This window comes from Acetobacterium wieringae (genome assembly GCF_023700225.1).
Taxonomy (GTDB): Bacteria; Bacillota; Clostridia; order Eubacteriales; family Eubacteriaceae; genus Acetobacterium; species Acetobacterium wieringae.
Genome location: NZ_CP097897.1, coordinates 2,987,482 through 3,012,563, shown reverse-complemented (window position 1 = coordinate 3,012,563; position 25,082 = coordinate 2,987,482). Strand labels below are relative to the sequence as shown.

Here is a 25,082-nt window from a genome sequence, read left to right as displayed (position 1 = left end):
GCAGCTTATGAGCCTTGTCTATCAGGAAAAAAAGCGGGTGGCCTGTTACGAATCGGATTCCACCGAGAAAATGCTGCCCACCACTGCCATGAACTATTTTCAGGAAGCCTCCACCAACCAGGGCAATCAGTTGGGTTTGGGTGGGGATTACTTAAAGGAAAACAATCTGGCCTGGTTTCTGGTCAAATATGCGATCCGCTTCTACGATTATCCTCGCTACCAGGATGAGGTGATGGTGACGACCCGGGCGACCGGGATGGAGAAATTCTGTGCCACAAGACGGTTCACCGTCGAGGATGCAAGTGGCGTAGTTAAGGTTACCGCCGATACTCAGTGGTTGCTGATTAACCGGGAGACCGAAAAAATGGAGCGTATTGACGAACATCCGGAGATGGATGCCTATGAGTGTTTTGATAAAGGGGAACCGATCTTCAAGAAGCTTTCAAAAATCAATCAAGTCGATCTCGAAAAGTGTTTCTCGGTACGGTTTCTCGATATTGATTTTAATCAGCATGTCAACCATGTCAAATATCTGGCTTGGGCCATTGAGGTTCTGCCCCTGGAGGTGGTTAAAAGCAAGGTCCTGGCTGAAGCAAAAATGATTTATAAGGCCCAATGCTTTTACGGCGATCAGATCCGGGCGCTCGGTGAGAAATTGGGGGAAAACCAGTATCGGATTGATATTGTTAATCAGGACGATATCATTTTGTGTCAACTGCAGCTGATGCTTAAGTAAATGAACCGCCTTCATCGGATTTTTTTATGATCTGGTGGCGGCTTTTCTTTTACCCGGAAAGGATAGGAAGATTAAAAGTTGTAAGATTAATGCTATTTACAAAAACAATAATAAAACGCTTTCAAAGATTATAAAATGGTGTATTTGTAAAAAAATTGATATAAAAATGAAAATAAAATTTAATAATAGAGAATAAATACACAGATTTAAAGAAAATAATGAGCCAAAAGCATCTAGAGTAAAAAATGATACAAAATTAACAATTGAAACAGGGATTGCAGATGAAATTATAGTAAAATTTTATCATAACTATTGTTTGATTTTTATTATCGAATCGGTTAAACTTATAGTAGTTGTTAAATATTTATCAAAGTATTGGAGGAGAAAAAATGGGATTTAAATCAGACATTGAGATTGCACAAGAAGCTACACCACAGGATATTCGTGAGATAGCAAAGAAATTGGGTTTAACAGAAGACGATCTGGATTTATACGGGAAGTATAAAGCAAAGGTAGACTATAACCTGTTAAAGAAAACAACCGGAAAAAAAGCCCGGTTAATCCTGACCACTGCCATCAATCCAACACCAGCCGGTGAAGGAAAAACGACCACCACAATCGGGGTTGCTGATGGATTATCACGAATTGGAAAAAATACCCTGGTAGCCTTGAGAGAACCATCCTTAGGACCAGTATTTGGTGTCAAAGGTGGAGCCGCAGGTGGCGGATACGCTCAGGTTGTGCCAATGGAAGATATCAACCTTCACTTTACCGGTGACTTCCATGCCATCGGAGCTGCCAACAATTTACTGGCAGCAATGCTGGATAACCACATCAAACAAGGAAATGAACTGAAAATCGACGCCAAGAAAATTACCTGGAGACGATGTATTGATATGAATGACCGTCAACTGCGAAACGTCGTTGATGGTTTAGGTGGATCCGGAGACGGCGTTGTCCGTGAAGATGGATTTGACATCACAGTAGCTTCTGAAGTTATGGCAGCCTTCTGTCTGGCCAGTGATATCTCTGATTTAAAAGCCCGACTGGGACGCATCATCGTTGGTTACAGCGTTGCCGGAGAACCCATCACCGCTGAACAGTTAAAAGCCAACGGCGCCATGGCAGCCCTGTTAAAAGATGCTTTAAAACCAAACCTGGTACAAACCCTGGAAGGCACACCCGCCTTTATCCACGGTGGACCATTCGCCAATATCGCTCACGGCTGTAACTCAGTAATCGCAACCCGTATGGCCATGCATTTTGCTGACTACGTAGTTACCGAAGGTGGATTCGGAGCCGACCTTGGCGCTGAAAAATTCCTCGATATCAAATGTCGGATGGCTGGTTTAAAACCGGATGCCGTAATCATTGTTGCTACCGTACGAGCCCTTAAATACAATGGCGGCGTTGCCAAAGCTGACCTGAACAACGAAAACCTGGACGCTTTAAAAGCCGGTCTGCCAAACCTGTTAAAACATGTTGAAAACATCACCCAGGTCTTTAAACTGCCAGCGGTTGTTGCCATCAACGAATTCCCACTGGATACCGAAGCTGAACTGGCACTGGTTAAAGAAGAATGCCAGAAGCTGGGCGTTAACGTGGCCATTTCCCAGGTATGGGCAAAAGGCGGCGAAGGCGGGGAAGCATTGGCCAAAGAAGTGGTTCGTTTAATTGACGAAAGCGAAGGCACCTTCGAATACTGTTACGAACTGGATATGCCAATCAAAGCTAAAATCGAAGCCATTGCCACCCGTATTTACGGAGCAGACGGCGTAGACTTTACTCCGACCGCAGCCAAAGAAATCGAAAGACTGACATCCCTTGGCTTTGACAAGGTGCCAATCTGTATGGCTAAAACCCAATATTCTTTAACCGATGACCAGACCAAACTGGGTCGTCCAACTGGTTTTAGAATCACAGTACGTCAGGTTAATATCTCAGCCGGAGCTGGCTTTATTGTCGCGCTGACCGGAGAAATCATGAAAATGCCTGGTCTGCCAAAAGTACCAGCAGCAGAAAAAATTGATGTTGATGAAAACGGCGTAATTGCTGGTTTATTCTAGAAACAGCTAAAATTCAGCAGAAAATCGAGGGATCCTTCGGGATTCCTCTTAATTCATTATTCATAAACAGGTCAGTGTGAAAGAATAAACTAATCTTGAACAAATCCTTAAAACTTTATTGATTGAAAGAGGAGAACGAATATGAATTTTTTTAGTCCCGCAGAAATCTGCGATAATATGGTAAAAGGCTGTAATAATAAAGCCAAACTATCAATTGGTAAAATGATTGTACTGGGCATTTTTGCCGGCGTTTTTATCGGATTTGGGGCCTATGGCTTTACAGTTATTACGTCTGGTGCTGGTACCGGTTTTGAAGCGACCTTTGCCAAATACATCGGTGCGGGGGTTTTCCCGGTTGGCCTGATGTTGGTAGTAATTTGTGGTGCCGAGCTGTTTACCGGTAACAACCTGATGACGTTATCACTTTTCAAAAAAGAAATTACCGTCGGCGCAATGCTGCGTAACTGGGGCGTGGTCTGGATGGCCAACCTGATCGGTTCGGTATTACTGGCCTGGTTGATGTCCCAGAGCGGCCTGTATGGTGAAGCGATGACAGCAAAAGCTATCGGTATTGCCGAAGCTAAATGTGCCATTCCCTTAATGCCAGTGATTATCCGGGCGATTTTCTGTAACATGCTGGTTTGTTTGGCAGTCTGGATGCAATCCGGAGCCAAAGATATCATCGGTAAGATCTTTGCGATCTGGTTCCCCATCATGCTCTTCGTTTTGTCCGGTTTTGAACATAGCGTGGCCAACATGTTCTTTATTCCCATGGGCATTTTATGTGGCGCAGACGTGACTTGGGCTCAGGCATTCCTCAACAATATTATTCCGGTAACCCTGGGAAATATTATTGGCGGAGCTATTATCATCCCTGTTTGCTATCATTTTACTTATGCTAAAAAAGCAGCTTAATTAAGGCTGAAAATAGAAAAAGAATCTCTGCCAAAGTCTGGTGGAGATTCTTTTTTTAGGGGTTCACTTTTAGTATTGTTTTTCCTTAATCAGGCCTTTGCGGTAGGCAGTGATTAGCATTTCCAGATCTTCCACTTGAGCCATGATGGCTTTGCCGGTATCGGTGTCGCGAACCCGTTTTCGTTCGGTGGTTTTTTCCACTACCATTAGGGTGGATTTGATATCAACCCCGTCAGAAATGGCCTTTTCCACGGATTCAAAAGGATCGTGGCTGATCAGAATCAGCCCATAGGAATTGTAGGTCAGGGTATAGCCGGCGATGCCGGTGGTTTTCTGGTAGGCCCGGGCAAAACCACCATCGATGACCAGTTGTTTCCCTTTGGCCCGGATCGGGCTTTCGCCAGAGGTGGCTTTCACCGGAATATGGCCGTTGATCAGGTGACCATGATCCGGGTCAACCCCAAATTCGATCAGAATTTTTCGGGCCAGTTCTTCATCGTCGTCAATTAACAGGTAGAAGGGGGCATGATGTTCTTTATGGGGCACCTTGTCATCAATGAAATAACGCTCAAAGGTGGCCATTTTGTCTTTGCCGAAGAGGGGTGAATCCTCATGGCACCATAAGAACCACAAAAAGTCGGTGCGGGTGGGGTTTTCATCCTGGTCAGTTTTACCGAAATAGGCTTCCCGAGCCATCTGGTCGAACTTGTCCATCAGACTTTTGCCGACATAGGTTTTCCCGGCGATCTCTTTGGCTTTAAAACTGCCGTCTTCATTTAGCAAGACGCAGGCGTGAAAAAGCAGGTTATCATTAAAGACCTTGTACATACTGCCCTTGGCATACATAAACCGGATATGTTTCTGAAGCTTTTCACTGTGTAAAAAAGCATAAACAAGACGATCCATTACCAGTGTTTCTTCTTCAGTCAGGGTACAGGGGTCGGACGGATTCAGGGTGGGGAAGTTTGTGTCATTAAGCTGGTAAACAATACCTTCGACATCGACGGTGCCATTGTCAAAGTTAATGCGGCGTAACAGTTGCCGTTTGGCCATGTTGTACTCAGGGTGGTTGTCGATCATGGTTTCTTCCAGTTTGAATTGGATCATGGCAATGGCCTTGTGCATTTTGGACATCAGCGCTGTTTCCTGATCGGAGACGGTGTGGCTGTCAGAAATTTTGGGAGTAAACTTGGTACAGGGATCGTCACCATAAACCCGGTTGGCAAATGAAGCCAGCGGTAACAGGTTAATGCCATAGCCGTTTTCCAGCACATCCATGTTGGCATAGCGCAGGGCGATTCGGACGGCGTTGGCGATACAGGCTGCGTTGCCGGCGGCAGCGCCCATCCATAGAATGTCGTGGTTGCCCCACTGCATATCCAGTGAATGATGGCGCATCAGGGTATCCATGACCTCGTCAGGACCGGCCCCCCGGTCATAAATATCGCCAATAATATGAAGGTGATCAATGGTCAGCCGTTTGATCACCCCGGAAATCTCCACGATAAAGTGTTGGGCTCGTTCCAGATTAACCAGGCTCTCAATAATCTCATGGTAATACTCCCGTTTATTAAAACGGTGTTCGTCCTCCTGAAGCAGTTCTTCCATGATATAGGCAAAATCTTTGGGGAGGGCTTTGCGAACCTTGGAACGGGTATATTTTGAAGCGGCTGCCCGACACACCTTTACCAGCCGGTAAATGGTCAGTTTATACCAATTATCCAGAGATTCCCGGCTCCGTTCTTTTTTTATCAGATCAATTTTTTCTTCGGGATAGTAAATCAGGGTAGATAGCTCTTCCAGTTCTTCAAAGGCAATGGTGTTGCCCAGTTCCTGATGAACTTTGCGCTTAATGGCACCGGAAGCGTTTTGCATGACGTGATTGAAGGCTTCGTGTTCACCATGAATATCGGTAAGAAAATGTTCGGTTCCCTTGGGCAGGTTGAGGATCGCTTTGAGATTGACTACCTCGCCTACGGCACTGGTAATATTAGGAAAATTTTGAGACAACAGCTCCAGATATTTTTGATTTTCTTGTAATTGCGTTTTTGTATAACCGTTCATATCGACCTCTATCTTTAAAATTCAAATTATGATGTAAATGTTTTCGTCCTGATTATACACTTGAAACCATTAAAAAGCCATTAAAAAATATCAAGGTCAGCTAAAGACAAAAGTCAGATTCCGTGATAAAATGAGACACATGAAATAGCAGGCCAGTCTGAAAAAGACCGGGTAAACGATCACAAATTTTAGTTTTAATATACAGGTGGGAAAAATGGAGACAAAAATTATTGCCGCAGTAGAAGCAATTGACGAGAAACGGGCGATGGCCCTGGTGGCTGCAGAACTGGAGAGCGGAAAAGACAAAAAAGCAATTGCCAATCAACTGAATTTTGCTCTGCAGCGGGTGGCGGTTCGTTATGAAGAAGGGGAGTACTATATCGCCGATCTGATTATGGCCGGGGAACTGGTATCCAACCTGCTGAGCATGATGGGCATGGACAGTACCCAGCTCATTAATGGCAAGAGTCTGGGAAAAATCGTGGTGGGTACGGTTTTTGACGACATCCACGATGTTGGAAAAAACATCTTTATCAGTATGCTCCGAGCTGAAGGGTTTGAAGTCATTGACATGGGAACTGATGTTTCCACGGAACGGTTTATCGAAATTATCCGTAAAGAAAAGCCCGCTATTCTGGGAATCAGCGGAATTCTCACCTCAGTAGTAGAGAATATCAAGGAAGTCATTGATGAAATCGTTGTCCAGGGGCTCCGGGAAGATCTGAAAATCATTTTAGGAGGTGCTCTGGCGGGAACTGATTATGCCAAATATGTAGGTGCCGATGACTACTCCAGCGATGCCATCGAAGGGGTCAGTATCTGCAAGCAATGGCTTTTGAAGTGAATGGGTGATGGGCAATGAGAAAAATTCTATATCTTGATATTGTCAATGATATCAAAGGAAAAATTGAAAAAGGTATCTTAAAACCCGGAGATCTATTACCATCGGAAAACGAAATGGCTGAGCAGTTTGATGTCAGCCGAACCACTCTGCGCAAAAGTCTGGCCTTGTTGGTAAATGAAAAATATATCTACACCATTCCCGGCAAGGGGAACTATGTATGTGAACCCACGGCCAATCAGTACCAGTTCTATTTTGATGAAATCGACAGCCTGAAGGGGGAAGTGGAAGAAGTCAAACTGGTCAGTGTGGGCGTTATTACCCCGGGTCGCAAACTGATGCGGGAACTGAAGATCGGCTCCTTTGAAAAGGTCATTAAAATTCAGAAAGCCACCAAAATAAAAGAAGAGGTGATCCAATATGCGTCCATTTTTCTACCCTATCAGAAGGGAAATCCGATTGTGGAAGACGTGATCAACTTTGCTAATTTTCATGGGCTGATGGAAAAGGGGAAACTGCAGTTCCAGCATAAAAAAATTCTCAACATCGATATCGTTCACCCCCCTCTGGAAGTTCGGGAAAACCTGCAGCTTGATCATGACGACTGTTGTTTTCTGGTATCTCAAAATATCATTTCCATGGAAGATAACATGCCCATCAGCTATAATGAATTTTATATTAAACGGAATTACTTTACCCTGACAGCAGAAACGACTTTTTAATCGCGTTGGTGATAATGCGTTAGTTTAAAACGAGATACATTTCCTGGCAGGGGGCATTTTGCTGGCCAGGTAAACAATGGAAAGGCGTTAATTTGTATGACCTCACCAGTAAAAGAACCCAAACAAAATTTATTTGAACAAGAACTGTTTAAGGCACTTGATAAAGGAATTGATGAAATGGAATTGGGACAAACGATTTTTTTAATCGATTCCATTAAAAAAATCAGGGAGAAGCTCAAAATTTATGAAATTTAAGATGATATTGCAGACTTCAGAAGCTGAAAATGATATTTTTCAATTAGCAGATATAAGGTTGTAACAATATGAAAATTGAAGATTTAAGAGGACTATATGAAAAAGACGTTGTCTTTTTTACTCAACACGTTATTGAACGATGCAAACAGCGCAATATCCGACCAAAGCATATACGGATTGCCGTTATGTCAGGTTCAATTATTGAAGACTATCCAGATGATTTCCCGACACCAAGCTGTTTAATCTTAGGTTACATTGCACCAGACACCCCACTGCATATCGTAATTGCCAGTAATGGGGAATCTGCAAAAATCGTAACGGCCTATTATCCAGATCCGGATAAATGGATGTCGGATATGAAGACAAGAAAGGAGTTCGAACAATGAAATGTTTAACCTGTAAAAATGGCACAATGGAAACAGCGACCACCACCTATTTTGCCAACCTAAAAAACTGCATCATCATTATTAAGAATGTTCCCTGTTATAAATGCGATCAGTGTGGTGAAGAATACTTTTCATCTTCTGTCGCTGAAAAATTGGATATTCTCGTCGATAAAGCTGAAGCACTGGCCAGTGAGCTGACCATTATGGAGTATGATAAAACTGCTTAAAATTAAACACACTCTCAAAATTTGTTTTCAAAACTCCCAATTTAATAATATTTTCTGTGAAGTTTTAAAAACGCCTGTGAATACACCGCTTGATTCTTCCAACGTTTTACAGGAACTAAAAAAAGTCTATGCCAGTATTGGTATTACTGACAAGACTTTTCATGATTTGCGGCATACCTATGCAACCCGCTTATTTGAACTGGGAGAGCCGGCGAAAACGGTGCAGGAATTGCTGGGCCACAGCAACGTAAGTCAGACATTGGGTACCTATACCCACGTGCTGGAACAGCAAAAAAACAAACTGCCACCTTAATTGATTCCATTTATGACGAAGATAATGATAATGACAGAAAGCTAAACATCATCCCATTTGGTTAATTCCATAAAAAAACCGTCTGCAGTAAACCTGCAAACGGCGTTAATATGCGAAATATGGTGATCCCGATTGGACTTGAACCAACGACCCCTACCATGTCAAGGTAGTGCTCTGCCAGCTGAGCTACGAGATCACTTTTTACTGCTTGATCATTTTACCTGAATCCTTACAAAAAGTAAAGCTTTTTTTAAAAAGAACTTCACAATGAACTTCTGGAACACGGTTTACAACAATCAGTATCCTTCCTGCATTGACTGCGATCTCCGCAGTGGTTGTAGTCTGGTGGAAGATACCAAATACGACTGTTATTTCAATAACCTCTTCTGTTCAGACTGTTTGTGGGTTCGATATTTTATTCGCTGTCCCTGATCGTTAGACGAATAAAGGCCTGAGCATGTGCCCAGGCCTTTTGCGGTGTGATGGATACAGTCTCGATCAGGGTTCGGGGATAGTCGTGAGATCATCCAGGTTCATCGATGAAAAATCAGTGAAGACAACGTTTGATGGCGGGGTAAACTGACTGTCGGCAATGTTATCGGCGGAAATATCGGTGACGATCGAGCTCATAACCACCGTGCCATTGCTGAGAATTTCGGTTTTCAGCGGTACGCCATATTTAGTTGAAAACCACATATGCATATCCATTACCCCGTTTTCAGGGTCGTTTTCGGTGGTTTCAATATAGATCACTTTTTCACCGTCCAGGGTTTCTACCCGGGCTACCACGTTATCCGGGAAAATGTCGGTGATGTCGTCAATGCTGGTGACGCCTTCATCCAGGTTCAGATCGCCCAGATCAGTGGTCATTTCCTGATCCTTAAATGAAAATCCCGTTGTCTGTCCTTCGGTATACTGGTAGGTTATCCCTTCTGCGGCATTATAGATGGTGATCTGTTTGCCGATCTCCGGCATTTCCATTTCCATCCGGAAATTGTCCCCTTTGGTATAGGTGGTGGAGGTGGTACTGAGATTATCGGTCATAACTGTTTTTGTGGTCATCTTAAGAGAGTCTGGATAGCTAAAATTCAAGCTTTTGAGGAGCGCTGCGCCACTGAGGCTTTCATCGAGGGTAGCGCTTTTTTCGCCGTTGCTTTGACTTTCATCGGTTTTGGTGCTCTCATTGCTACCACTGCAACCGGCAAGAAGCAAGGCCGACATTATAATAAAAAAAACTAGAATTACTTTATGATTTTTCATTTGTTTACGCAGTCCTTTCTTTCATTTTGAGTTGTTTTACATAAATGGCGATTTTTTTGGTGATGTTAAAATCGAAGTACCATTTCATTTATTGTTGATTTCGTGCCGATTTTTAAGTGCCAGTGTGCCTAACATACGGTAAAGTGGGGTAATATCCATTTTCTTTCCGAATTCAAACTTCTGAGATCCGAAAATTTCATTATTGCTGATGCGATTCACGTTTTCCAGATAGGTGACAGTGATTTCGCTGTCATCCAGACCGCCACCTGCGGTTTCCATATCCACATTAATGATGTGAGATAAATAAATCGATTGAATCGCTGTTTTTTTGCCCGATGTTCCTTGTTTATCCACCAGAATAATTCGGATATCGGTGAAGATAATTACATCTCGAATCAGCTTGAATCCACTTTGAATGGTTTCACCTTCAAACAAAAATTTTGAATACTCATTTGTCAGTTCCTCAGCACTGACTTCCATCGCATTTCCCATTGCTCCCTGCACAAGATTGCCAAAATTTAGTTTTGCCATGATAGTCTCCTTCTTTTCTTTGATTGAAAACCGTGATTGACAGGCCGGTTTCTCTTAACAGATTGTGTACCCCAGAAAGACAGGGATAATCACTAACTTAGTAAAATTCCAGAAAAGCCGATGAGGGATACGTCTAATGAAATTCTAAATCTTTTTTCGGTATAATGGTTAAAATCTCCGTCTGCCTGGTAAAGGGACGGGGGCAAAAAAATCATAATCAAAAGGAAAAACGATGTTTATTATTGATCTGTTTTCTAAAACCGGTCTGGAAACCCTTTATTTTACTGGGGTCATTATCCTCGCCGGACTACTGCTGGGAATATTGGAAACACAATCCAACCGCAATTTTCACAAGGGCTTGGGCAGAAATGCCATCATGGTCACCGGGATTGTTGGAACCCCTGTTCACGAGCTCAGCCACGCCCTGATGGCGCTGCTTTTTGGTCATAAAATCACCGCCATCAAATTGTTTCAGCGACCGGATCGGGATGGGGTGATGGGGTATGTGAATCATGCCTATAATCCTAAAAATATCTACCATCAGGTGGGGAATTTTTTTATTGGTATTGCCCCGATTTTTGGTGGACTGCTGGTAATCATGGCATTGCTGGCGCTGTTGCTACCCCAGGTGCTGGAAAGTTTTATGGGAGTGGTGACCCAGAGTCTGGCGGTTGAAACCTTGAGCGTGGCCTCATTTAGTGACCTGTTCAGTGCTTATGGGGAATTGCTGAAGTTAATTTTCTCCAGCGAGAATTTTAAAAACGGTCGCTTTTACCTGTTTTTGTTTTTAGCGATTTGTATCTCTTCCCATATCTCCCTGAGTCCGGCGGATATCAAGGGTGCCTTCAAGGGCCTGGTTTTTATATTTTTGGTCTTGCTGATTCTCAATGCCATTGGTTTGTTTCAATCCATACTGGCTGTTGATATACTGAGATACAATGTTCTGATGACCTCATTTTTAATGATTGCCGTCATTTTTTCTTTGATTGCTTTTGGTATCAGTCTAATTTGCAGAATTTTTGCCCGTTGAATTTACATAAAAAACCATCCCAATCAGTGGATGGTTTTTTGTTTAGCATGGAACAAAAATTATGCAATTATTCCCGATAATCTTTGTAATTTTTTGGTTGCTCCGATATAATATCAGTATGAGATGATAACAATCGAAGGGATCAATGCTATTTTAGAGTTGCATAAAGATCCCGATCATGCATCGGGCTGGTTGATGGCAACGAAAGACGGCTGGTTTGGGCAGATTAAATTTATTTACCCAGGAAATGGAGCAAAACAATGAACAATCAGGTAAAAAAAATTGGAATTCTAACAGGTGGTGGCGACTGTCCCGGTTTGAATGCCGTAATTCGGGCAGTAACCAAAGCGGCGATCGCCAATTACGGTTACGAGGTGATTGGTTATAAGTTTGGGTACCGGGGGTTATACAATAATGACTTTATCAAATTGGATGCCCATAGCGTATCAGGAATTCTCCACAAAGGAGGAACCATCCTTTATAGCTCAAATAAGGATAATCTTTTTGACTACCAGGTGGAAGAAAATGGCCAGTGTGTTAGAAAAGATGTGTCCGATGTGGCGGTAGAAAATATGAAGAAAGAAGGGGTGGATGTCCTGGTGGTTCTCGGCGGGGACGGGACCCTGACCAGTGCCCGGGATTTTGCCAGGAAAGGAGTCAAGGTTATTGGGGTGCCTAAAACCATCGATAATGATTTATCTAAAACGGATGTGACCTTTGGCTTTAATTCAGCGGTTGATGTGGTGGTGGATGCCCTGGATAAGCTGCATACAACAGCAGAGTCCCACCATCGGATTATGGTTCTGGAAGTAATGGGTCGAAATGCCGGCTGGATTGCCCTCCATGCCGGGATTGCCGGTTCTGCCGATGTGATTCTGATACCGGAAATACCCTTTTCGCTGGATGCCATTGTCACAAAAATGAATGAGCGCAGCCAGCGGGGCCTGCCCTTTAGCATCATTGTGGTGTCCGAAGGGGCCATGGAAAAGGGTGGGGAGCTGACGGTTGCCAAAATTGTCAGTGACTCTCCGGATCCGGTGCGTCTCGGAGGCATTGGCAATAAGCTGGCCATAGCGCTGGAAGCACGAATCACTGATCACGAAATTCGCAGTACGGTTTTGGGTCATCTTCAGCGGGGGGGCATTACCTCGGCTTATGATCGACTCCTGTCGACCCGTTATGGGGTGGCAGCGGTGGAGCTGATTGCTGAGGGTAAGTTTGGAAATATGGTGGCGCTCCAGGATGGCAAGATGACCAGTGCCCCGTTGGAAGAGGTGATCGGCAACAATAAACAAGTGGGCGTTGATTCGGAGTTGATTCAGGTGGCCAAAAGTCTGGGGGTATCCTTCGGCGAATGACCGGGGATCACTGCCAAGGTGATTCGTGTTTAGTAAAAAAATGCCCGGACAGAAAAGTATTTCTGCCTGGGCATTAAGGGAAATCAGGATAATTTAATAACTGCGGATAAAGACTGCAGTAGAAAATTACTCAGTTCTTATTCTGGAGTTACTTCGGGGGTGTCGCTGGTGATTTCGTCAAGATCTTCTTCGAGCACCACATCATCGTCGTCGACTAAAATTTCTGAAAGGACTTCAAAAAAGAAACCTTTTGCAGAAGCCAGCGATTCGTTGTGGGCGAACATTGCCAGTTTGTGGTAATCGACAAAACCATCTTCATCAGCATACGGTTTGAGTCGTTGCAGAAAAAATTCTTCGGTAATGGCATCTTCAAACTTTTCCTGAACCGTGTTAAAGACTGTAATTAATTCACTTTTTTTCATTGTTATTACCTTCTTCAGCGTTATTTCAGCCGGTGCCGACTGATAAATTAATTATAGGAGCGGGAAGCCAAATAAACAAGGTTTATTTGCAAAACCAGACAAGAAATTTGGGCGAAACCGTTTTAAAAGAAAGAATGGATTTTTGACGCCATTTTATAGTATACTTGATAATAAATTAGAATGATTTAAATTATCCACTGTAACGAAAGGAAGTGAAGCGAGTAAATGGACTTTTTATTGGAATATCCGCCAGTTTTGCTGGCTCTATTTGCCGGATTGTTCACCTGGTTTGTCACCGCTTTAGGGGCATCTCTGGTCTTCTTTTTCAAAGAAATTAACATTAAGGTATTAAATGCCATGTTGGGTTTTGCCGCCGGGGTGATGATTGCTGCCAGCTTCTGGTCGCTGTTGGCCCCAGCCATTGAGATGGCCGAGGGAAGTCCCTTGCCAGCTTATGTGATTGTGTCTCTGGGTTTTCTGGGGGGCGGTTTTTTCCTTTGGCTGGTGGATCGCCTGCTGCCTCATGTTCATCCTGGTACCAATCACCGGGAGGGGATTAAAACCTCCTGGCAACGCAGTGTATTGCTGGTTTTAGCAATTACTTTCCATAATATTCCCGAAGGTCTGGCGGTGGGGGTGGCTTTTGGTGGTCTGGCTTCCGGTTCTCCGGCAATGACCCTGGCCGGGGCCGTATCGCTGGCTTTGGGGATCGGTCTGCAGAATTTCCCGGAAGGAGCAGCGGTATCGATTCCCCTGCGGAGAGAAAACATGAGTCGACGCAAGGCCTTTTTGATTGGTCAATTCTCTGGTATGGTGGAGCCCGTTGCAGCGGTGATTGGGGCAGCCGCAGTAGTCTTTATCGCCCCGATGCTGCCCTTTGCCCTGGCCTTTGCCGCCGGTGCCATGATCTATGTGGTGGCAGAAGAGTTGATTCCGGAAGCTCGGCTGGGTCATGAAGGCGATATTGCTACCATCGGCGTCATGTTTGGTTTCACCCTGATGATGATACTGGATGTGGCTTTGGGATAAAATTTAAGACTGGCAGTTAAATTGAGACCAGCGAACGAGGAGAAAAAATGTTAATAATCGGACCCCATCTGTCAATTGCGGGTGGATTTACGAAGGCGGGTCAGGAAGCCGTAAAAATTAATGCCAATACCTTCCAGTTTTTTACCCGAAATCCCCGGGGTGGTAAGGCCAAAGCACTCGACCCGGAGGATGTGGCCGGACTCCGGCAGATTATGGCAGCGCACCAGTTTGGTGATCTATTGGCTCATGCACCCTACACTTTAAATATGTGTTCGGCAACTCCGAAGACCCGGGAATTTGCCCGGATGGTATTTAAAGAAGATTTGCTGCGACTGGAAGAGCTGCCCTGTGAGCTTTATAATTTTCACCCCGGCAGCCACACCGGACAGGGGGTGGAGCAAGGCATTAGCTGGATCACCCAGATTCTCAATGAGGAAATGTGGCCCGAGCAGAAGGCCACCGTGGTGTTGGAAACCATGTCCGGCAAAGGCACCGAAATTGGCCGAAGCTTTGAGGAATTGAAAATGATCATCGATCAGGTGGCATTAAAAGATAAAATGGGGGTCTGTCTGGATACCTGTCATGTTTACTCAGGAGGATATGATGTGGTCGGAAATCTGGAGGGGGTGCTGGAAGATTTTGAGCGGATCATTGGCTTGAACTATCTCAAATGTCTGCATTTAAATGATAGCATGATGCCGTTTAACAGCAACAAAGACCGTCATCAAAAAATTGGTTTGGGAACCCTGGGGATTAATGCCTTTAAGCAGATTGTCATCCACCCCCAACTAAAAGACCTGCCTTTTTTTCTGGAAACGCCCCAGGAAGTGGCGCAGGATTATCAAAAAGAAATCGAATTGCTCCGATCTTTTTAGATCCGGGGGAAAGTTCGGTGTATCACAAAAAAAGCAGGGATGGCTGACTCATCTCTGCTTTTTTGTTGTCTGGAGCAAATCCTTAACTGGCGCTCTGATTCGTATCGAGTTAGATCAATAGGGATAATACATAACCCAACAGGACATCTTCATTAATGTCCCAGGGATCCGCCATAATGCTTTCATCCGCTTCGGTTAATTCTGGATGTTGGGCCATATGGGTTTTAAAATAGTTCAGATATTCAGAGTCAATGGTTTCCATATCATACCTCGCTAGTACTTTCCGTGATCGACTACATATTGATGAACCGCCTGGAGTTTCTTAAGATCCAGGCCTTTGCCCCGGATAATTGCTTTACCGGTGGTAAAGATATAGCCGCCGCCGGGTGCACCGGCATCGATCATCTTTTTTGCAATATCGATACATTCTGCGGTGGAGTGGGATTTCAGGACTTCAATGGGATAATTGCCCATGACGCACATGGTTTTACCGACCTTTTCTTTAATCGTCTGCATGTCGCCGTATTCAAAAATTCCGATCACATGGGGGGGGAGACTGGCCAGGTGATCATAAAACTTCGACCAATTCCCCTCAATAAATAAGGCGACGGTATAACCCATCCCAGTGAGGGTATTGACCAATCGGGAGAAGGTCGGCCAGTAAAAACGCTCAAACTGCTGGGGACTTAAAAAAGCGGGCATGTGCAAGGGCATAAAAATAGCAGGGATTCTTTTTGGCGGACCGGAATAGCTGGTCACCCCCCAGCGTAGCATCAGCGGCAGCAGAGCTTCACAGGCCTGCTCCACCAGTTCGGGGCAGCGGTGCATATCCACCGAAATGCCCATAAAACTGCGGAGCTGATCGGCCAGAAAATCAAAGGGGGCTTCGATCATATTGTCAGAAATAATTGGAACTTCCGCTGTATCACGGCAATGGGCATCAATTTCCTTTAGAATTTGGCTGTGGCGCAGATAACTAAGGGCGCCTTTGGCCAGGTTGAGTCCGCCCAGCATTCCGGGTTTTGCAAAGGCTTTGTACTGCCGGGGCAGAACCTTTTCTACCAGGGTTTTAAAGGGATCCTTGATCAGCTCTTCATACTCACTGGGCAGCATTCCGCAGACTTCAGGATGCTGCATAAAGCCATCCTTATTGGGCACGAAATTCTGAGATTCGATGATGGTGTACATTCCCGGACAGCGCAAAAAAGCCGCAAAGGCGGCATCGACCTTCATATCCTGATAGTAAACGGGCAGACATTCCCGGAGAATCTCAAGATTCCAGGTGGCTGTTTTAAGGTGCTGACCACAATAGTCTACCGCCACTTCCGGGCTGTTTAAGGCAAAAATAGGGATCCGGTCTGGTTTTTCCAGATTTACGGCTTTTTCAATACGGATCAATCGTTCGTCCAATAATCCTTTGGCATCACTCATTTATTGCGACCTTTATCCTTTTGCGTTGAAATCAGCTGAAATATTGTATGTGTTCAAATTATCATTATTTTTGACAATTGTCAATCTTTATTGAGACGAAAAGTGTTTGAAAATAAGGCTTGATTCGGGCACCAAAATGTGCTATTATGATGTTAATAAGTGAGCAAGTGTTCACATATTAAGGAGATACAATGAGTAAAGTTTTGAAAAACGATCATACCGAGGAAACCTTGTTTGAGGTGGCTGAATTTTTTAAGGTACTGGGTGATCCAACCCGCATAAAAATCGTCTCGGCGCTGTTTGAAAATGGCGAGTTGTGTGTGAATGATATTGTCAACCTGGTGGATGTCACCCGAACGGCGGTATCTCATCAATTGCGAATTCTTAAAGACAAACGGATCATTAGTTATCGAAAAGAAGGTCAAATGAAATTTTATCATCTGGATGATGCGCACGTGGAAGTGATTGTCCTCTTAACCATCACCCATTTAAGCCATCATTAGGAGTATTGAAAAGAGGTTATCAGCATGAAGCTATTTTTAGAAGGACTTAACTGTGCCAATTGTGCCGGAAAAATTGAAAAATTGGTTGGTAAAATGCCAAATGTTCAGGCAGCCAGTCTGTCTCTGGCCACCGGATCATTGGTGATTGATGAAGGGGAGGGATTTGCTCAGGACGAAACCTATGATGCCATTGTCAAACTGGTGCATTCGCTGGAGCCCCATGTTGTGGTTTCCAAAAATCGCAAATCAACGGCAGCAGCCGAGCCCTGTGGTTGTGATGGGCATGGTCACGAACATACCCATCATCCGGGTGAGATATCTCAATCCGCAGGGCATTCCCACGCAGGAGCTCTGGGCGATATGGATAAACGGCAGAAACTGGAACTGATTACGGCCATTGGATTGTTTATTCTGGGTTTTGTGTTTCAGGCGTTTCTGCCCGCAAATCTGGAAGTCGTCACGATTGGGATTTTTCTGGGGGCCTATTTATTAGCCGGGTATCGGGTGATTCTACTGGCCTTTCGTAATATCGGACAGGGTCAGATCTTTGATGAAAATTTTCTGATGACCATCGCCACCTTTGGGGCCCTGGTTTTAACCGAATGGCCGGAAGCTGCCGGGGTTATGATCTTTTTTGGTATCGGCGAATATTTCCAGGATCGGGCTGTCGACAATGCCCGCCGTTCGATTGCCGAAACGATCAGCTTTAATGCCATTACTGCCAATCGGGTTGGCCCCGAAGGGGAGGTAGTTATTGATGCCAAACGAGTAAAGGTGGGTGATGTGCTGGTGATCAAACCCGGCGAAAAAATCCCTGCCGATGGGATCATCATGGATGGGATTTCCCATTTGGATACCTCGCCGCTGACGGGTGAATCCTATCCCCGGAAGGTCGAAAAGGGGGATGAAATCCTCAGCGGGATGATCAATGGTAATGCGGTGCTGAAGATGCGGGTGAAGAAAGACTACGAAAACTCCACGGCCATGAAAATTATGCACCTGATTGAAGAAGCCAGTGATAAAAAAGGTAAAACCGAAAAATTCATCACCCGGTTTTCTCATTATTATACCCCGATTGTGGTCTTTTCAGCAATTGCTATGGCCATTATTCCGCCGCTTCTGATTCCTGGTGCGTCCTGGGAAACCTGGTTTTACCAGAGCCTGATCTTTCTGGTGGTGTCTTGTCCCTGTGCCCTGGTATTATCGATTCCGATCAGTTATTTTGGTGGGATTGGCCGGGCTTCCAAGGAAGGGGTTCTGATTAAGGGTGGAAATTATCTGGATGTTCTTTATCAAGCGGATGTCTTTGTCTTTGACAAAACCGGAACCCTGACTCAGGGTGAATTCAAGGTCATCAAAACTGTAGCGGCTCCAGGCTTTAGCGAAGCAGAAGTGTTAGCGGTACCGCAGCTGCCGGGGAACACTATTCCAACCACCCCATTGGGAAGGCAATTACGGCCCATGCCCAAATTATTGTTGATGAAACCCGGTTAAAAAATTATGCCGAAATTCCCGGCAAAGGTACCCGGGTGGAAGTGGACAATCAGGTAATCCTGGCCGGAAATAAGAGTCTTCTGATCGATCATCAGATTGAACTGGCCGAAAATGATGAGGCGGGTACCATTGTCTATATTGCCATCAATAAGCAACTGGCTGGGTACCTGGTATTGGGGGACAAAGTCAAAGATAATACCTTTGCCACCTTGCAACAGCTCAAAAAACTGGGCGTCAAAAAAACCGTGATGCTCAGTGGGGATAATGCCCAGGTTGCCAACCAGATCGGTCAGCAGCTGCAGCTTGATGAAGTGATGGGCGATTGCCTGCCCCAGGATAAGGTGACGGCCTTTGAGCGAATCAAGGCTGACAATCCGGAGGGTAAAACCATCTTTGTCGGCGACGGCATGAACGATGCCCCGGTGCTGGCGATGGCTGATGCGGGGATCGCCATGGGGGCCCTGGGTTCAGACGCCGCCATTGAGGCAGCCGACATCATTCTGATGAAGGATGATCCCATGGATATTGTCAAGTCGGTGGACGTTGCCAAATATACTCGCCGGATTATGATTCAGAATATTGTTCTGGCTCTGGGGATTAAAATTGCGGTACTGACTTTGACCTTCTTTGGCATGGGTGAGATGTATCTGGCAATTTTTGCCGATGTTGGTGCCGCCATCCTGACTATTTTAAATACCACCCGGATTCTCCGTTATCGGGGAAGCTGGCAGAAAACAAAATAGAAAAAATGAAAAATCGCTGTTTATCGGCGATTTTTTTTGGTTAAAATTTACCCGTCAGAATTGGAAGCGTTTACTTGACAATCGGATGTTAAAGGTGTATCATACGACTAAACATGTACACACATGTCACACAAGTTTTTTATGAGATGATTTTTTTAAAGAAGGGGTATTAAAATGCTGGATTTAAAGGTATTAACACAGGCAGTTGGAGATTTAGAAGAAGAAGATGTAATGGATCTGCTCAATGATTTTGTGGCGACGAATCCTTCTGAAGCAGAAGCACAGGAAGCCGTTGCTGCCTGTCAGGGTGGTATGGCACTGGTTGGTGATCTGTTTGAAAAAGGCGAATATTTTGTTGGCGATCTGATCTTTGCTGGCGAATTGTTAACCGAAGCTATCAATGTGCTAAAACCGGTTTTAGGCGGTGATGATTCAGCAGTTGCTGGAACGATCGTTATCGGAACGGTTCATGGTGACTTACACGATATCGGAAAAAATATCTTTAAGAGTATGTCGGAAGCGGCAGGATTTGAAGTGATTGACCTGGGGATTGATGTGGCTCCAGAAATCTTTGTCGAAAAAGCCAAAGATTGCAATCCGGCGATCATTGGTATGAGTGGAGTCTTAACATTAGCGATCGATTCGATGAAAGAAACGGTCGATGCGCTCAAAGCTGCTGGCATCGATGCTAAAGTGATCATTGGCGGAAATCCGGTTACGAAAGAATCCTGTGAATATGTGGGTGCTGATCAATTTACCACCAATGCAGCAGAAGGCGTTAAAATCTGTCAGGGATGGGTCTAAGCCTTAATAACCCCAAAATAAAATAAAAATACGAGGATAAAGGGGAGCGTTAGCTCGGATCTTTATCCTTTTTTTATTTACACGGAAGAGAAATAGGATGACTTTTGATCAAATAGAGACATCTTTATTAGCGCTAAATTTATAAGATTTGTAGATATTTGTATATACAGGTCGATATAAGTATGGTATAATTTCGACAAACGATTTCATCAAAATCGGAAAACTTTATGTTTAGGAGGAGAGGGTGAATAATTTTTTTAGTCCCGCAGAAATCTGCGAGAACATGGTGAACGGATGTAATAATAAAGCCAAGCTACCAATCAGTAAAATGCTCGTTTTGGGTATTTTTGCTGGTGTCTTTATTGGTTTTGGGGCTTATGGTTTTACGGTTATTACATCGGGTGCCGGTACTGGTTTTGAAGCGACCTTTGCCAAGTATATTGGGGCTGGGGTTTTCCCGGTGGGCTTGATGCTGGTGGTTATTTGTGGTGCAGAACTGTTTACTGGAAACAACCTGATGACCTTATCACTTTTCAAAAAGAAATTACGGTTGGTGCAATGCTCCGTAATTGGGGGGTGGTCTGGATGGCCAACCTGATCGGGTCGGTTTTATTGGCCTGGTTGATGTCCCAAAGTGGTCTTTATGGTGAGGCCATGACGGCCAAAGCCATCGGGATTGCCGAAGCGAAATGCGCGATTCCTTTAATGCCAGTGATCATCCGGGCGATTTTCTGTAATATGCTGGTTTGCCTGGCGGTCTGGATGCAATCCGGGGCCAAAGATATCATCGGTAAGATCTTTGCGATCTGGTTCCCCATCATGCTCTTCGTTTTGTCTGGTTTTGAGCATAGTGTGGCCAACATGTTTTTTATTCCCATGGGGATCTTCTGCGGCGCAGATGTAACCTGGGCTCAGGCTTTTCTGAACAATATTCTTCCAGTAACCTTGGGAAATATTATTGGTGGGGCCGTTATCATTCCTGCTTGCTATCATTTTACCTATGCTAAAAAATCAGCGGCATAAAAGTTGACAGTTTAGTAACTTTTGCTCTTCATTAAGAGAAGAGCAAAGGCCTCTAAACTTAAAGAAATAAAAATTTGTATGATAAATATCAATTATACCATTATCAAAAAAATAATTTAGGTTATAATTAAAAGAACTTTGAAAAATATTAAACTAGAAATTCCAGGTGTGATCATTTAGATAAAGCCAGGTTGATAAACGTGGTGGTGGTATTCAATTTACACCTTTAAGGGAGTGGAACTTAAATTATGAAACATAGCATTGTAAGATCCATCGAAGGATTATATGAGGATCGAACCCTGGAACTGGTACGGATTGCTATTCGAAAAGGGTTTAAACCAATTGACATTTTTAATTGGCTCCAAACCGGAATGGAACGGGTTGGTAAATTATACGAAACCAGTGATTATTTTATTGCGGATTTGATTTTTGCCGGGATCATTTTTCAGGAAGTGATGGAGCTGGAAGAATTAAAAGAAGTTACTAAGGTAACCCCTAAAAATAAGATCGGGCGACTATTGCTTTTTTCGGTGTTTGGAGATTGTCACGATATTGGCAAAAATATTTTTGGTTCCTTTGCCAGAACTGCCGGATTCGAACTCATTGATTTAGGGACGGATGTATCGTTGTATCAGGTCATCGAAGCTATTGAAACCGTCAAACCGGATATCATCGGCATGAGTGGTATGCAGCAGGAAACCATTTATGAAATGCGGGCGGTAGTCTGTGAATTGGTTAACCGGGGCATCCGGGATGATTACCGGGTCATTATCGGTGGTGCTGTCATTGATGAAAAGGCAGCTCAGATAGTTGGTGCCGATTTTGCCACTAAAGATGTGATGACTGGGGTCGAGAAATGCAAATTATGGATGATTGAAAAAACCGGAAAAAACAATAAATAGAAAATAGACCAAGGTGGTAGAGAAATGGGATCCCCCGAATATTTAAAAATAGTCGATGCAATAAAAAATAGAATAACCAGTGAAGAAATTAAACCGGGTGATGCCATACAATCTGAGAATCTTCTCTGTGAAGAATTTAATGTCAGTCGCATGACGGTCAGAAAAGGGTTGGCTGTACTTGTCAATGAAGGGTATATTTACTCCATACCAGGTAAAGGAAACTATGTCTGTGAGCCGAATCTGGATTCGTACACCCTTCATTTTGATGAAATGATGACGACTGAAAAAAAAGGTGAGGAAATCCGACTGATTGAAGTCAACGTCGTGAAGCCCAGCTATGAAGTGGGCTTTAACCTGGAAATCCCCGAAAACAAACATGTCATCGTGGTCAAACGGGTATTTGTCAGCGATGGGGTGGTAAAGGCCTTTGATGTTAAGTATATTCCGTATTACCGGGGCATTCCGATTGTCGAGAAAGAAATTCGCTATGCGACCTTTCCCGAAATGGTGGCCAAAAAGAACTCCATTTTTGCGATGACCAAAAAGCTGAAGATTCGGGCCATGGCAGCAACCGGCGAAGTTAGTCAGGTGCTGGATATCATGGAAGGTGATCCGGTGCTGGTGGTGGAACAGAAGCTGATGGATGAAAAAGATCACCCCATTGGATGGGGTCTTATGTACTTTACCGGTGACGATTCAGGGTTGGAGGCAGTCGCTTCCTTCGATTAGTTATGAATAACTGAGGTATGGGATGAAAGAAAGTATCTTATTAATTGCGTGTGGAATGATTCAGGACGAGATGAGCTTGGCGATGAAAAATACCGGCATCAATTATGACACCATTTGGATGAGTGCAGAACTTCATAACAACCCGGATATGCTAAATCAGGAACTGCAGAAAGAGATTAACAATCATCAGGAATACGACACCATTCTGCTCAGCTACGGGAATTGCGGCAAAGCCCTGATCGGATTGCGTAGTGACCATGCCAGATTGGCGCTGTTGCGCTCTGAGGATTGTATCCAGATTCTGCTTCATAATAAGGAGAAACTCAAATCGATCCGGGGTGAAACCTACTTTATCACCCGCGGTTGGATGATGGGGAAAAAGTCTTTAAAAGAAGAATATCATTATGCCATCAACAAATATGGGCCCAAGCGGGCTGAAATGATCATGGAAATTATGTTTAAAAACTACAAGTCCCTGATGATGATTGATTCAGGTGCCTATGATCTGGATGAGTGGATTCATTGTGCCCGCCACCTAAGCCAGGTGCTGAAACTGGATTTTGTAATCACCCAGGGTGATGTGGAAATCCTGGAAATGTTTCTGTCGCTTAAATGGGATCACCGGGTGGCCGTGATCGAGCCGGGACAGGAAGTGACTAAGGACGATTTTGGAGTGGAATGTGTCGTGGCATCCTGTGCCAATATGTTTAAAATGTAAAAATGCGGATTTGATTGACTTACTCGGGAGATACGAAAAACGTGTCTCTCTTTTTATTTTGTGCTGTTGTAGATGTTGCGCCAAAGGGTTGACTTCTGCTAGTCATACAGGTGTAGACAGACAAAAGGGAAAACAGTATAATAATAAATGAGTTTTACGGATGATAAACAAGAGAGGAAAACCAATGAAACTGGAACTATTGTTAAACGAACTAAAAATAATCGAAGTAAGAAACAGTCTACCGGACTGTGAGATAGAAAAAATTTGCTATAATTCCCGGGAAGTCGTCCCCGGCAGTCTGTTTGTGGCCATTCCCGGCTACGTCACAGATGGTCATCGCTATATCGGTAATGCCATCGATGGCGGTGCGGTTGCCGTGGTTTATCAAAATGATCTGCCCGAGTATCAGCCGGAGGTCTGCTACATTAAAGTCGCCGATTCCCGCTATGCGCTGGGAAGCCTGGGAAGCTGCTTTTACGGGAAGCCATCGCAGTCGATGCTGGTGACCGGGATTACCGGAACCAATGGCAAAACCTCACTGACCTATATGCTTAAGCATATTTTTGAAAGCGAAGGTAAGAAATGCGGTTTGATTGGCACCATCCATAATCTGATTGGCGACCAGGTGGTTGATAATCGAGGCCGGACGACCCCGGAATCGCTGGAAGTCCAGGAGATCATCAAGGAAATGAAGGATGGCGGCTGCAGTCACCTGTTTATGGAAGTTTCTTCCCATGGACTGGCTCTGGATCGGGTCAATGGGGTGGATTTTGATTACGGTATTTTTACCAATCTGACCCAGGATCATCTGGATTATCATAAGACCTTTGAAAATTATTTTGAGGCGAAAGCCAAACTTTTTTTTAAGCAAAACAAGGCCAGCATTGTCAATGGCGATGATCCATGGGGGCAGAAGCTCTGCGAACTGCTGGCACAAAAATCGGCGACGCCAGTGATTACCTATGGCTTAAAACCAGGGAGTGATTATTATGCCAAAGATCTGGTTTTGGGAACGACGGGAACGGCGTTTACACTGGTTACTCCAGTGGCAGAGGAAAAACTGTTTTTAAATATTCCCGGTGAGTTCATGGTTTATAATGCCCTGGCGGCGATCATTGTTGCTGTGGAAGAAGCGGTGCCGATGAGCGTGATTCGGGAGGCCCTGGCGACGATGCCGGGGGTTTCCGGCCGGATGGAAATTCTCGATGTGGAAGCCCCCTTTGATGTGGTCATTGATTACGCCCATTCGCCCGATTCGCTGGAGAAATTGCTCCAGTCGGTGCGAAAAATATTTCCTGGTCGGATTGTTCTGGTCTTTGGCTGCAATGGCGACCGGGACAAGGAAAAACGGCCAATCATGGGCCGGATCGCTGGCGCCTATGCCGATATGGTGGTGGTCACCTCGGACAACCCTGCCAGTGAAAACCCGATGGATATTATCAATGCGGTGGTGGCGGGGGTTCGGGAGAAAACCGATCAGGTTGCCACGGTTGAAGTCCGGCAGGAAGGGATCTATTATGGTGCTACCCTGTGCGGTCCGGGAGATGTGTTGGTGCTGACTGGAAAAGGCCATGAAAAACAGGAGATTATGAAAGACGAAACCCTCTATTATAACGAATGGGACACCGCCCGGGAAGCCGTTGCCCGGTTGAAAGGGAAGTCCGATAAATAGTAAAAAGACAAGCAAAAAGCGCCCATGAGGCGC

28 protein-coding genes, 1 tRNA gene and 1 pseudogene are annotated in these 25,082 nt (G+C 44.6%); 23 read left to right on the top strand and 7 right to left on the bottom strand.

The features are described 5' to 3' along the window. The first annotated feature begins 7 nt into the window (after nucleotides 1-7). From CHL1_RS14780 to CHL1_RS14770, 3 genes are all read left to right on the top strand, one after another. Nucleotides 8-736, top strand: coding sequence for an acyl-[acyl-carrier-protein] thioesterase (locus tag CHL1_RS14780; RefSeq protein WP_250933676.1), 729 nt, complete (start codon nucleotides 8-10; stop codon nucleotides 734-736). A gap of 389 nt (nucleotides 737-1,125) precedes the next feature. After that, nucleotides 1,126-2,802, top strand: a complete 1,677-nt coding sequence (locus CHL1_RS14775) for a formate--tetrahydrofolate ligase (protein WP_250933572.1) — start codon at nucleotides 1,126-1,128, stop codon at nucleotides 2,800-2,802. A 141-nt stretch (nucleotides 2,803-2,943) separates the two neighbouring features. After that, the gene (locus CHL1_RS14770) at nucleotides 2,944-3,717 is read left to right on the top strand and encodes a formate/nitrite transporter family protein (protein WP_250933674.1); all 774 of its coding nucleotides are present in this window, start codon (nucleotides 2,944-2,946) and stop codon (nucleotides 3,715-3,717) included. A gap of 69 nt (nucleotides 3,718-3,786) precedes the next feature. Here the strand turns inward: CHL1_RS14770 and CHL1_RS14765 are convergent, their stop codons facing one another. After that, nucleotides 3,787-5,781: a fructose-bisphosphatase class III gene (locus CHL1_RS14765; protein ID WP_070370425.1), complete on the bottom strand. Its 1,995-nt coding sequence runs from the start codon at nucleotides 5,779-5,781 to the stop codon at nucleotides 3,787-3,789. Nucleotides 5,782-5,995: 214 nt separating this feature from the next. On the opposite strand from CHL1_RS14765, the gene CHL1_RS14760 reads away from it, so the two are divergent. The 6 genes from CHL1_RS14760 to CHL1_RS14735 all read left to right on the top strand — a co-directional run bounded on the left by CHL1_RS14760 (nucleotide 5,996) and on the right by CHL1_RS14735 (nucleotide 8,525). Then, nucleotides 5,996-6,625, top strand: a complete 630-nt coding sequence (locus CHL1_RS14760) for a cobalamin B12-binding domain-containing protein (protein ID WP_250933672.1) — start codon at nucleotides 5,996-5,998, stop codon at nucleotides 6,623-6,625. 14 nt (nucleotides 6,626-6,639) lie between these two features. Continuing rightward, nucleotides 6,640-7,344 carry a GntR family transcriptional regulator gene (locus CHL1_RS14755; RefSeq protein ID WP_070370427.1) on the top strand — a complete coding sequence of 235 codons (705 nt, stop codon included), beginning with the start codon at nucleotides 6,640-6,642 and terminating at the stop codon, nucleotides 7,342-7,344. A 96-nt stretch (nucleotides 7,345-7,440) separates the two neighbouring features. Next, entirely contained in the window at nucleotides 7,441-7,599 is a 159-nt protein-coding gene (locus tag CHL1_RS14750; RefSeq protein ID WP_187389321.1) for a hypothetical protein, read from the top strand. A gap of 68 nt (nucleotides 7,600-7,667) precedes the next feature. Continuing rightward, a complete protein-coding gene (locus tag CHL1_RS14745) occupies nucleotides 7,668-7,985 on the top strand; it encodes a DUF4258 domain-containing protein (protein ID WP_148638430.1) in 318 nt (105 codons plus the stop codon). Further along, nucleotides 7,982-8,212, top strand: coding sequence for a type II toxin-antitoxin system MqsA family antitoxin (locus CHL1_RS14740; protein WP_070370429.1), 231 nt, complete (start codon nucleotides 7,982-7,984; stop codon nucleotides 8,210-8,212). Before CHL1_RS14745 ends, CHL1_RS14740 begins: the two co-directional genes overlap by 4 nt. Beyond that, nucleotides 8,196-8,525: a tyrosine-type recombinase/integrase gene (locus tag CHL1_RS14735; protein ID WP_276520385.1), complete on the top strand. Its 330-nt coding sequence runs from the start codon at nucleotides 8,196-8,198 to the stop codon at nucleotides 8,523-8,525. The genes CHL1_RS14740 and CHL1_RS14735 overlap by 17 nt, the downstream gene beginning before the upstream one ends. 120 nt (nucleotides 8,526-8,645) lie before the next feature. Here the strand turns inward: CHL1_RS14735 and CHL1_RS14730 are convergent. The 3 genes from CHL1_RS14730 to CHL1_RS14720 form a co-directional block, all read right to left on the bottom strand. Next, nucleotides 8,646-8,721 (bottom strand) — tRNA-Val (locus tag CHL1_RS14730). A 302-nt stretch (nucleotides 8,722-9,023) separates the two neighbouring features. Beyond that, nucleotides 9,024-9,785, bottom strand: coding sequence for a hypothetical protein (locus CHL1_RS14725; protein ID WP_250933668.1), 762 nt, complete (start codon nucleotides 9,783-9,785; stop codon nucleotides 9,024-9,026). An 84-nt stretch (nucleotides 9,786-9,869) separates the two neighbouring features. Further along, entirely contained in the window at nucleotides 9,870-10,316 is a 447-nt protein-coding gene (locus CHL1_RS14720; protein WP_250933665.1) for a PH domain-containing protein, read from the bottom strand. Between the two features lie 232 nt (nucleotides 10,317-10,548). Here CHL1_RS14720 and CHL1_RS14715 point away from each other — a divergent pair, with 232 nt between their 5' ends. The 3 genes from CHL1_RS14715 to CHL1_RS14705 all read left to right on the top strand — a co-directional run bounded on the left by CHL1_RS14715 (nucleotide 10,549) and on the right by CHL1_RS14705 (nucleotide 12,704). Continuing rightward, nucleotides 10,549-11,346, top strand: a complete 798-nt coding sequence (locus CHL1_RS14715) for a M50 family metallopeptidase (RefSeq protein ID WP_070370434.1) — start codon at nucleotides 10,549-10,551, stop codon at nucleotides 11,344-11,346. 123 nt (nucleotides 11,347-11,469) lie between these two features. Next, nucleotides 11,470-11,610 (top strand): hypothetical protein, encoded by a 141-nt coding sequence (locus CHL1_RS14710; protein ID WP_175440908.1) that lies wholly within the window; start codon nucleotides 11,470-11,472, stop codon nucleotides 11,608-11,610. Then, nucleotides 11,607-12,704 (top strand): 6-phosphofructokinase, encoded by a 1,098-nt coding sequence (locus tag CHL1_RS14705; RefSeq protein WP_250933663.1) that lies wholly within the window; start codon nucleotides 11,607-11,609, stop codon nucleotides 12,702-12,704. Before CHL1_RS14710 ends, CHL1_RS14705 begins: the two co-directional genes overlap by 4 nt. A 137-nt stretch (nucleotides 12,705-12,841) precedes the next feature. On the opposite strand, the gene CHL1_RS14700 is transcribed toward CHL1_RS14705, so the two are convergent. Further along, nucleotides 12,842-13,126, bottom strand: a complete 285-nt coding sequence (locus CHL1_RS14700) for a hypothetical protein (RefSeq protein ID WP_070370436.1) — start codon at nucleotides 13,124-13,126, stop codon at nucleotides 12,842-12,844. A 225-nt stretch (nucleotides 13,127-13,351) separates the two neighbouring features. Here CHL1_RS14700 and CHL1_RS14695 point away from each other — a divergent pair, with 225 nt between their 5' ends. Then, entirely contained in the window at nucleotides 13,352-14,155 is an 804-nt protein-coding gene (locus CHL1_RS14695; RefSeq protein WP_070370437.1) for a ZIP family metal transporter, read from the top strand. A 47-nt stretch (nucleotides 14,156-14,202) separates the two neighbouring features. Beyond that, nucleotides 14,203-15,030 carry a deoxyribonuclease IV gene (locus tag CHL1_RS14690; protein ID WP_228881205.1) on the top strand — a complete coding sequence of 276 codons (828 nt, stop codon included), beginning with the start codon at nucleotides 14,203-14,205 and terminating at the stop codon, nucleotides 15,028-15,030. Nucleotides 15,031-15,139: 109 nt separating this feature from the next. On the opposite strand, the gene CHL1_RS14685 is transcribed toward CHL1_RS14690, so the two are convergent. Next, nucleotides 15,140-15,292 carry a hypothetical protein gene (locus tag CHL1_RS14685; RefSeq protein WP_228881208.1) on the bottom strand — a complete coding sequence of 51 codons (153 nt, stop codon included), beginning with the start codon at nucleotides 15,290-15,292 and terminating at the stop codon, nucleotides 15,140-15,142. Between the two features lie 11 nt (nucleotides 15,293-15,303). Further along, nucleotides 15,304-16,461 (bottom strand): uroporphyrinogen decarboxylase family protein, encoded by a 1,158-nt coding sequence (locus CHL1_RS14680; RefSeq protein WP_228881222.1) that lies wholly within the window; start codon nucleotides 16,459-16,461, stop codon nucleotides 15,304-15,306. Between the two features lie 191 nt (nucleotides 16,462-16,652). Between CHL1_RS14680 and CHL1_RS14675 the strand changes: the two genes are divergently transcribed. From CHL1_RS14675 to CHL1_RS14630, 9 genes and pseudogenes are all read left to right on the top strand, one after another. After that, nucleotides 16,653-16,964, top strand: a complete 312-nt coding sequence (locus tag CHL1_RS14675; protein ID WP_070370440.1) for an ArsR/SmtB family transcription factor — start codon at nucleotides 16,653-16,655, stop codon at nucleotides 16,962-16,964. Between the two features lie 24 nt (nucleotides 16,965-16,988). After that, nucleotides 16,989-18,458 (top strand): heavy metal translocating P-type ATPase, encoded by a 1,470-nt coding sequence (locus CHL1_RS14670; RefSeq protein ID WP_250933661.1) that lies wholly within the window; start codon nucleotides 16,989-16,991, stop codon nucleotides 18,456-18,458. Then, on the top strand, nucleotides 18,404-19,201 hold the full coding sequence (locus tag CHL1_RS14665; RefSeq protein WP_338078319.1) for an HAD-IC family P-type ATPase: 798 nt from the start codon (nucleotides 18,404-18,406) through the stop codon (nucleotides 19,199-19,201). The genes CHL1_RS14670 and CHL1_RS14665 overlap by 55 nt, the downstream gene beginning before the upstream one ends. Nucleotides 19,202-19,375: 174 nt before the next feature. Beyond that, nucleotides 19,376-20,005, top strand: a complete 630-nt coding sequence (locus CHL1_RS14660) for a cobalamin B12-binding domain-containing protein (protein ID WP_070370442.1) — start codon at nucleotides 19,376-19,378, stop codon at nucleotides 20,003-20,005. 283 nt (nucleotides 20,006-20,288) lie between these two features. Next, nucleotides 20,289-21,028 (top strand): annotated as a pseudogene (locus CHL1_RS18585) (formate/nitrite transporter family protein). A gap of 248 nt (nucleotides 21,029-21,276) precedes the next feature. Further along, complete coding sequence (locus CHL1_RS14645) at nucleotides 21,277-21,930, top strand: cobalamin B12-binding domain-containing protein (protein WP_148638448.1); 654 nt, start codon at nucleotides 21,277-21,279, stop codon at nucleotides 21,928-21,930. Nucleotides 21,931-21,954: 24 nt separating this feature from the next. Then, complete coding sequence (locus tag CHL1_RS14640) at nucleotides 21,955-22,659, top strand: GntR family transcriptional regulator (RefSeq protein WP_070370445.1); 705 nt, start codon at nucleotides 21,955-21,957, stop codon at nucleotides 22,657-22,659. Nucleotides 22,660-22,681: 22 nt separating this feature from the next. Next, nucleotides 22,682-23,377: a DUF1638 domain-containing protein gene (locus CHL1_RS14635; RefSeq protein ID WP_148638449.1), complete on the top strand. Its 696-nt coding sequence runs from the start codon at nucleotides 22,682-22,684 to the stop codon at nucleotides 23,375-23,377. Between the two features lie 184 nt (nucleotides 23,378-23,561). Then, a complete protein-coding gene (locus tag CHL1_RS14630) occupies nucleotides 23,562-25,049 on the top strand; it encodes a UDP-N-acetylmuramoyl-L-alanyl-D-glutamate--2,6-diaminopimelate ligase (RefSeq protein WP_250933655.1) in 1,488 nt (495 codons plus the stop codon). Nucleotides 25,050-25,082: the final 33 nt, after the last annotated feature.

Coding starts and splice junctions, on each gene's coding strand:
- CHL1_RS14660 (WP_070370442.1), top strand. CDS start 19,376: ATGCTGGATTTAAAGGTATTAACACAGGCAGTTGGAGATTTAGAAGAA.
- CHL1_RS14675 (WP_070370440.1), top strand. CDS start 16,653: ATGAGTAAAGTTTTGAAAAACGATCATACCGAGGAAACCTTGTTTGAG.
- CHL1_RS14750 (WP_187389321.1), top strand. CDS start 7,441: ATGACCTCACCAGTAAAAGAACCCAAACAAAATTTATTTGAACAAGAA.
- CHL1_RS14710 (WP_175440908.1), top strand. CDS start 11,470: ATGATAACAATCGAAGGGATCAATGCTATTTTAGAGTTGCATAAAGAT.
- CHL1_RS14765 (WP_070370425.1), bottom strand. CDS start 5,781: ATGAACGGTTATACAAAAACGCAATTACAAGAAAATCAAAAATATCTG.
- CHL1_RS14635 (WP_148638449.1), top strand. CDS start 22,682: ATGAAAGAAAGTATCTTATTAATTGCGTGTGGAATGATTCAGGACGAG.
- CHL1_RS14630 (WP_250933655.1), top strand. CDS start 23,562: ATGAAACTGGAACTATTGTTAAACGAACTAAAAATAATCGAAGTAAGA.
- CHL1_RS14760 (WP_250933672.1), top strand. CDS start 5,996: ATGGAGACAAAAATTATTGCCGCAGTAGAAGCAATTGACGAGAAACGG.
- CHL1_RS14695 (WP_070370437.1), top strand. CDS start 13,352: ATGGACTTTTTATTGGAATATCCGCCAGTTTTGCTGGCTCTATTTGCC.
- CHL1_RS14670 (WP_250933661.1), top strand. CDS start 16,989: ATGAAGCTATTTTTAGAAGGACTTAACTGTGCCAATTGTGCCGGAAAA.
- CHL1_RS14680 (WP_228881222.1), bottom strand. CDS start 16,461: ATGAGTGATGCCAAAGGATTATTGGACGAACGATTGATCCGTATTGAA.
- CHL1_RS14720 (WP_250933665.1), bottom strand. CDS start 10,316: ATGGCAAAACTAAATTTTGGCAATCTTGTGCAGGGAGCAATGGGAAAT.
- CHL1_RS14685 (WP_228881208.1), bottom strand. CDS start 15,292: ATGGAAACCATTGACTCTGAATATCTGAACTATTTTAAAACCCATATG.
- CHL1_RS14780 (WP_250933676.1), top strand. CDS start 8: ATGAGCCTTGTCTATCAGGAAAAAAAGCGGGTGGCCTGTTACGAATCG.
- CHL1_RS14705 (WP_250933663.1), top strand. CDS start 11,607: ATGAACAATCAGGTAAAAAAAATTGGAATTCTAACAGGTGGTGGCGAC.
- CHL1_RS14690 (WP_228881205.1), top strand. CDS start 14,203: ATGTTAATAATCGGACCCCATCTGTCAATTGCGGGTGGATTTACGAAG.
- CHL1_RS14715 (WP_070370434.1), top strand. CDS start 10,549: ATGTTTATTATTGATCTGTTTTCTAAAACCGGTCTGGAAACCCTTTAT.
- CHL1_RS14755 (WP_070370427.1), top strand. CDS start 6,640: ATGAGAAAAATTCTATATCTTGATATTGTCAATGATATCAAAGGAAAA.
- CHL1_RS14740 (WP_070370429.1), top strand. CDS start 7,982: ATGAAATGTTTAACCTGTAAAAATGGCACAATGGAAACAGCGACCACC.
- CHL1_RS14640 (WP_070370445.1), top strand. CDS start 21,955: ATGGGATCCCCCGAATATTTAAAAATAGTCGATGCAATAAAAAATAGA.
- CHL1_RS14745 (WP_148638430.1), top strand. CDS start 7,668: ATGAAAATTGAAGATTTAAGAGGACTATATGAAAAAGACGTTGTCTTT.
- CHL1_RS14770 (WP_250933674.1), top strand. CDS start 2,944: ATGAATTTTTTTAGTCCCGCAGAAATCTGCGATAATATGGTAAAAGGC.
- CHL1_RS14725 (WP_250933668.1), bottom strand. CDS start 9,785: ATGAAAAATCATAAAGTAATTCTAGTTTTTTTTATTATAATGTCGGCC.
- CHL1_RS14700 (WP_070370436.1), bottom strand. CDS start 13,126: ATGAAAAAAAGTGAATTAATTACAGTCTTTAACACGGTTCAGGAAAAG.
- CHL1_RS14735 (WP_276520385.1), top strand. CDS start 8,196: ATGATAAAACTGCTTAAAATTAAACACACTCTCAAAATTTGTTTTCAA.
- CHL1_RS14645 (WP_148638448.1), top strand. CDS start 21,277: ATGAAACATAGCATTGTAAGATCCATCGAAGGATTATATGAGGATCGA.
- CHL1_RS14775 (WP_250933572.1), top strand. CDS start 1,126: ATGGGATTTAAATCAGACATTGAGATTGCACAAGAAGCTACACCACAG.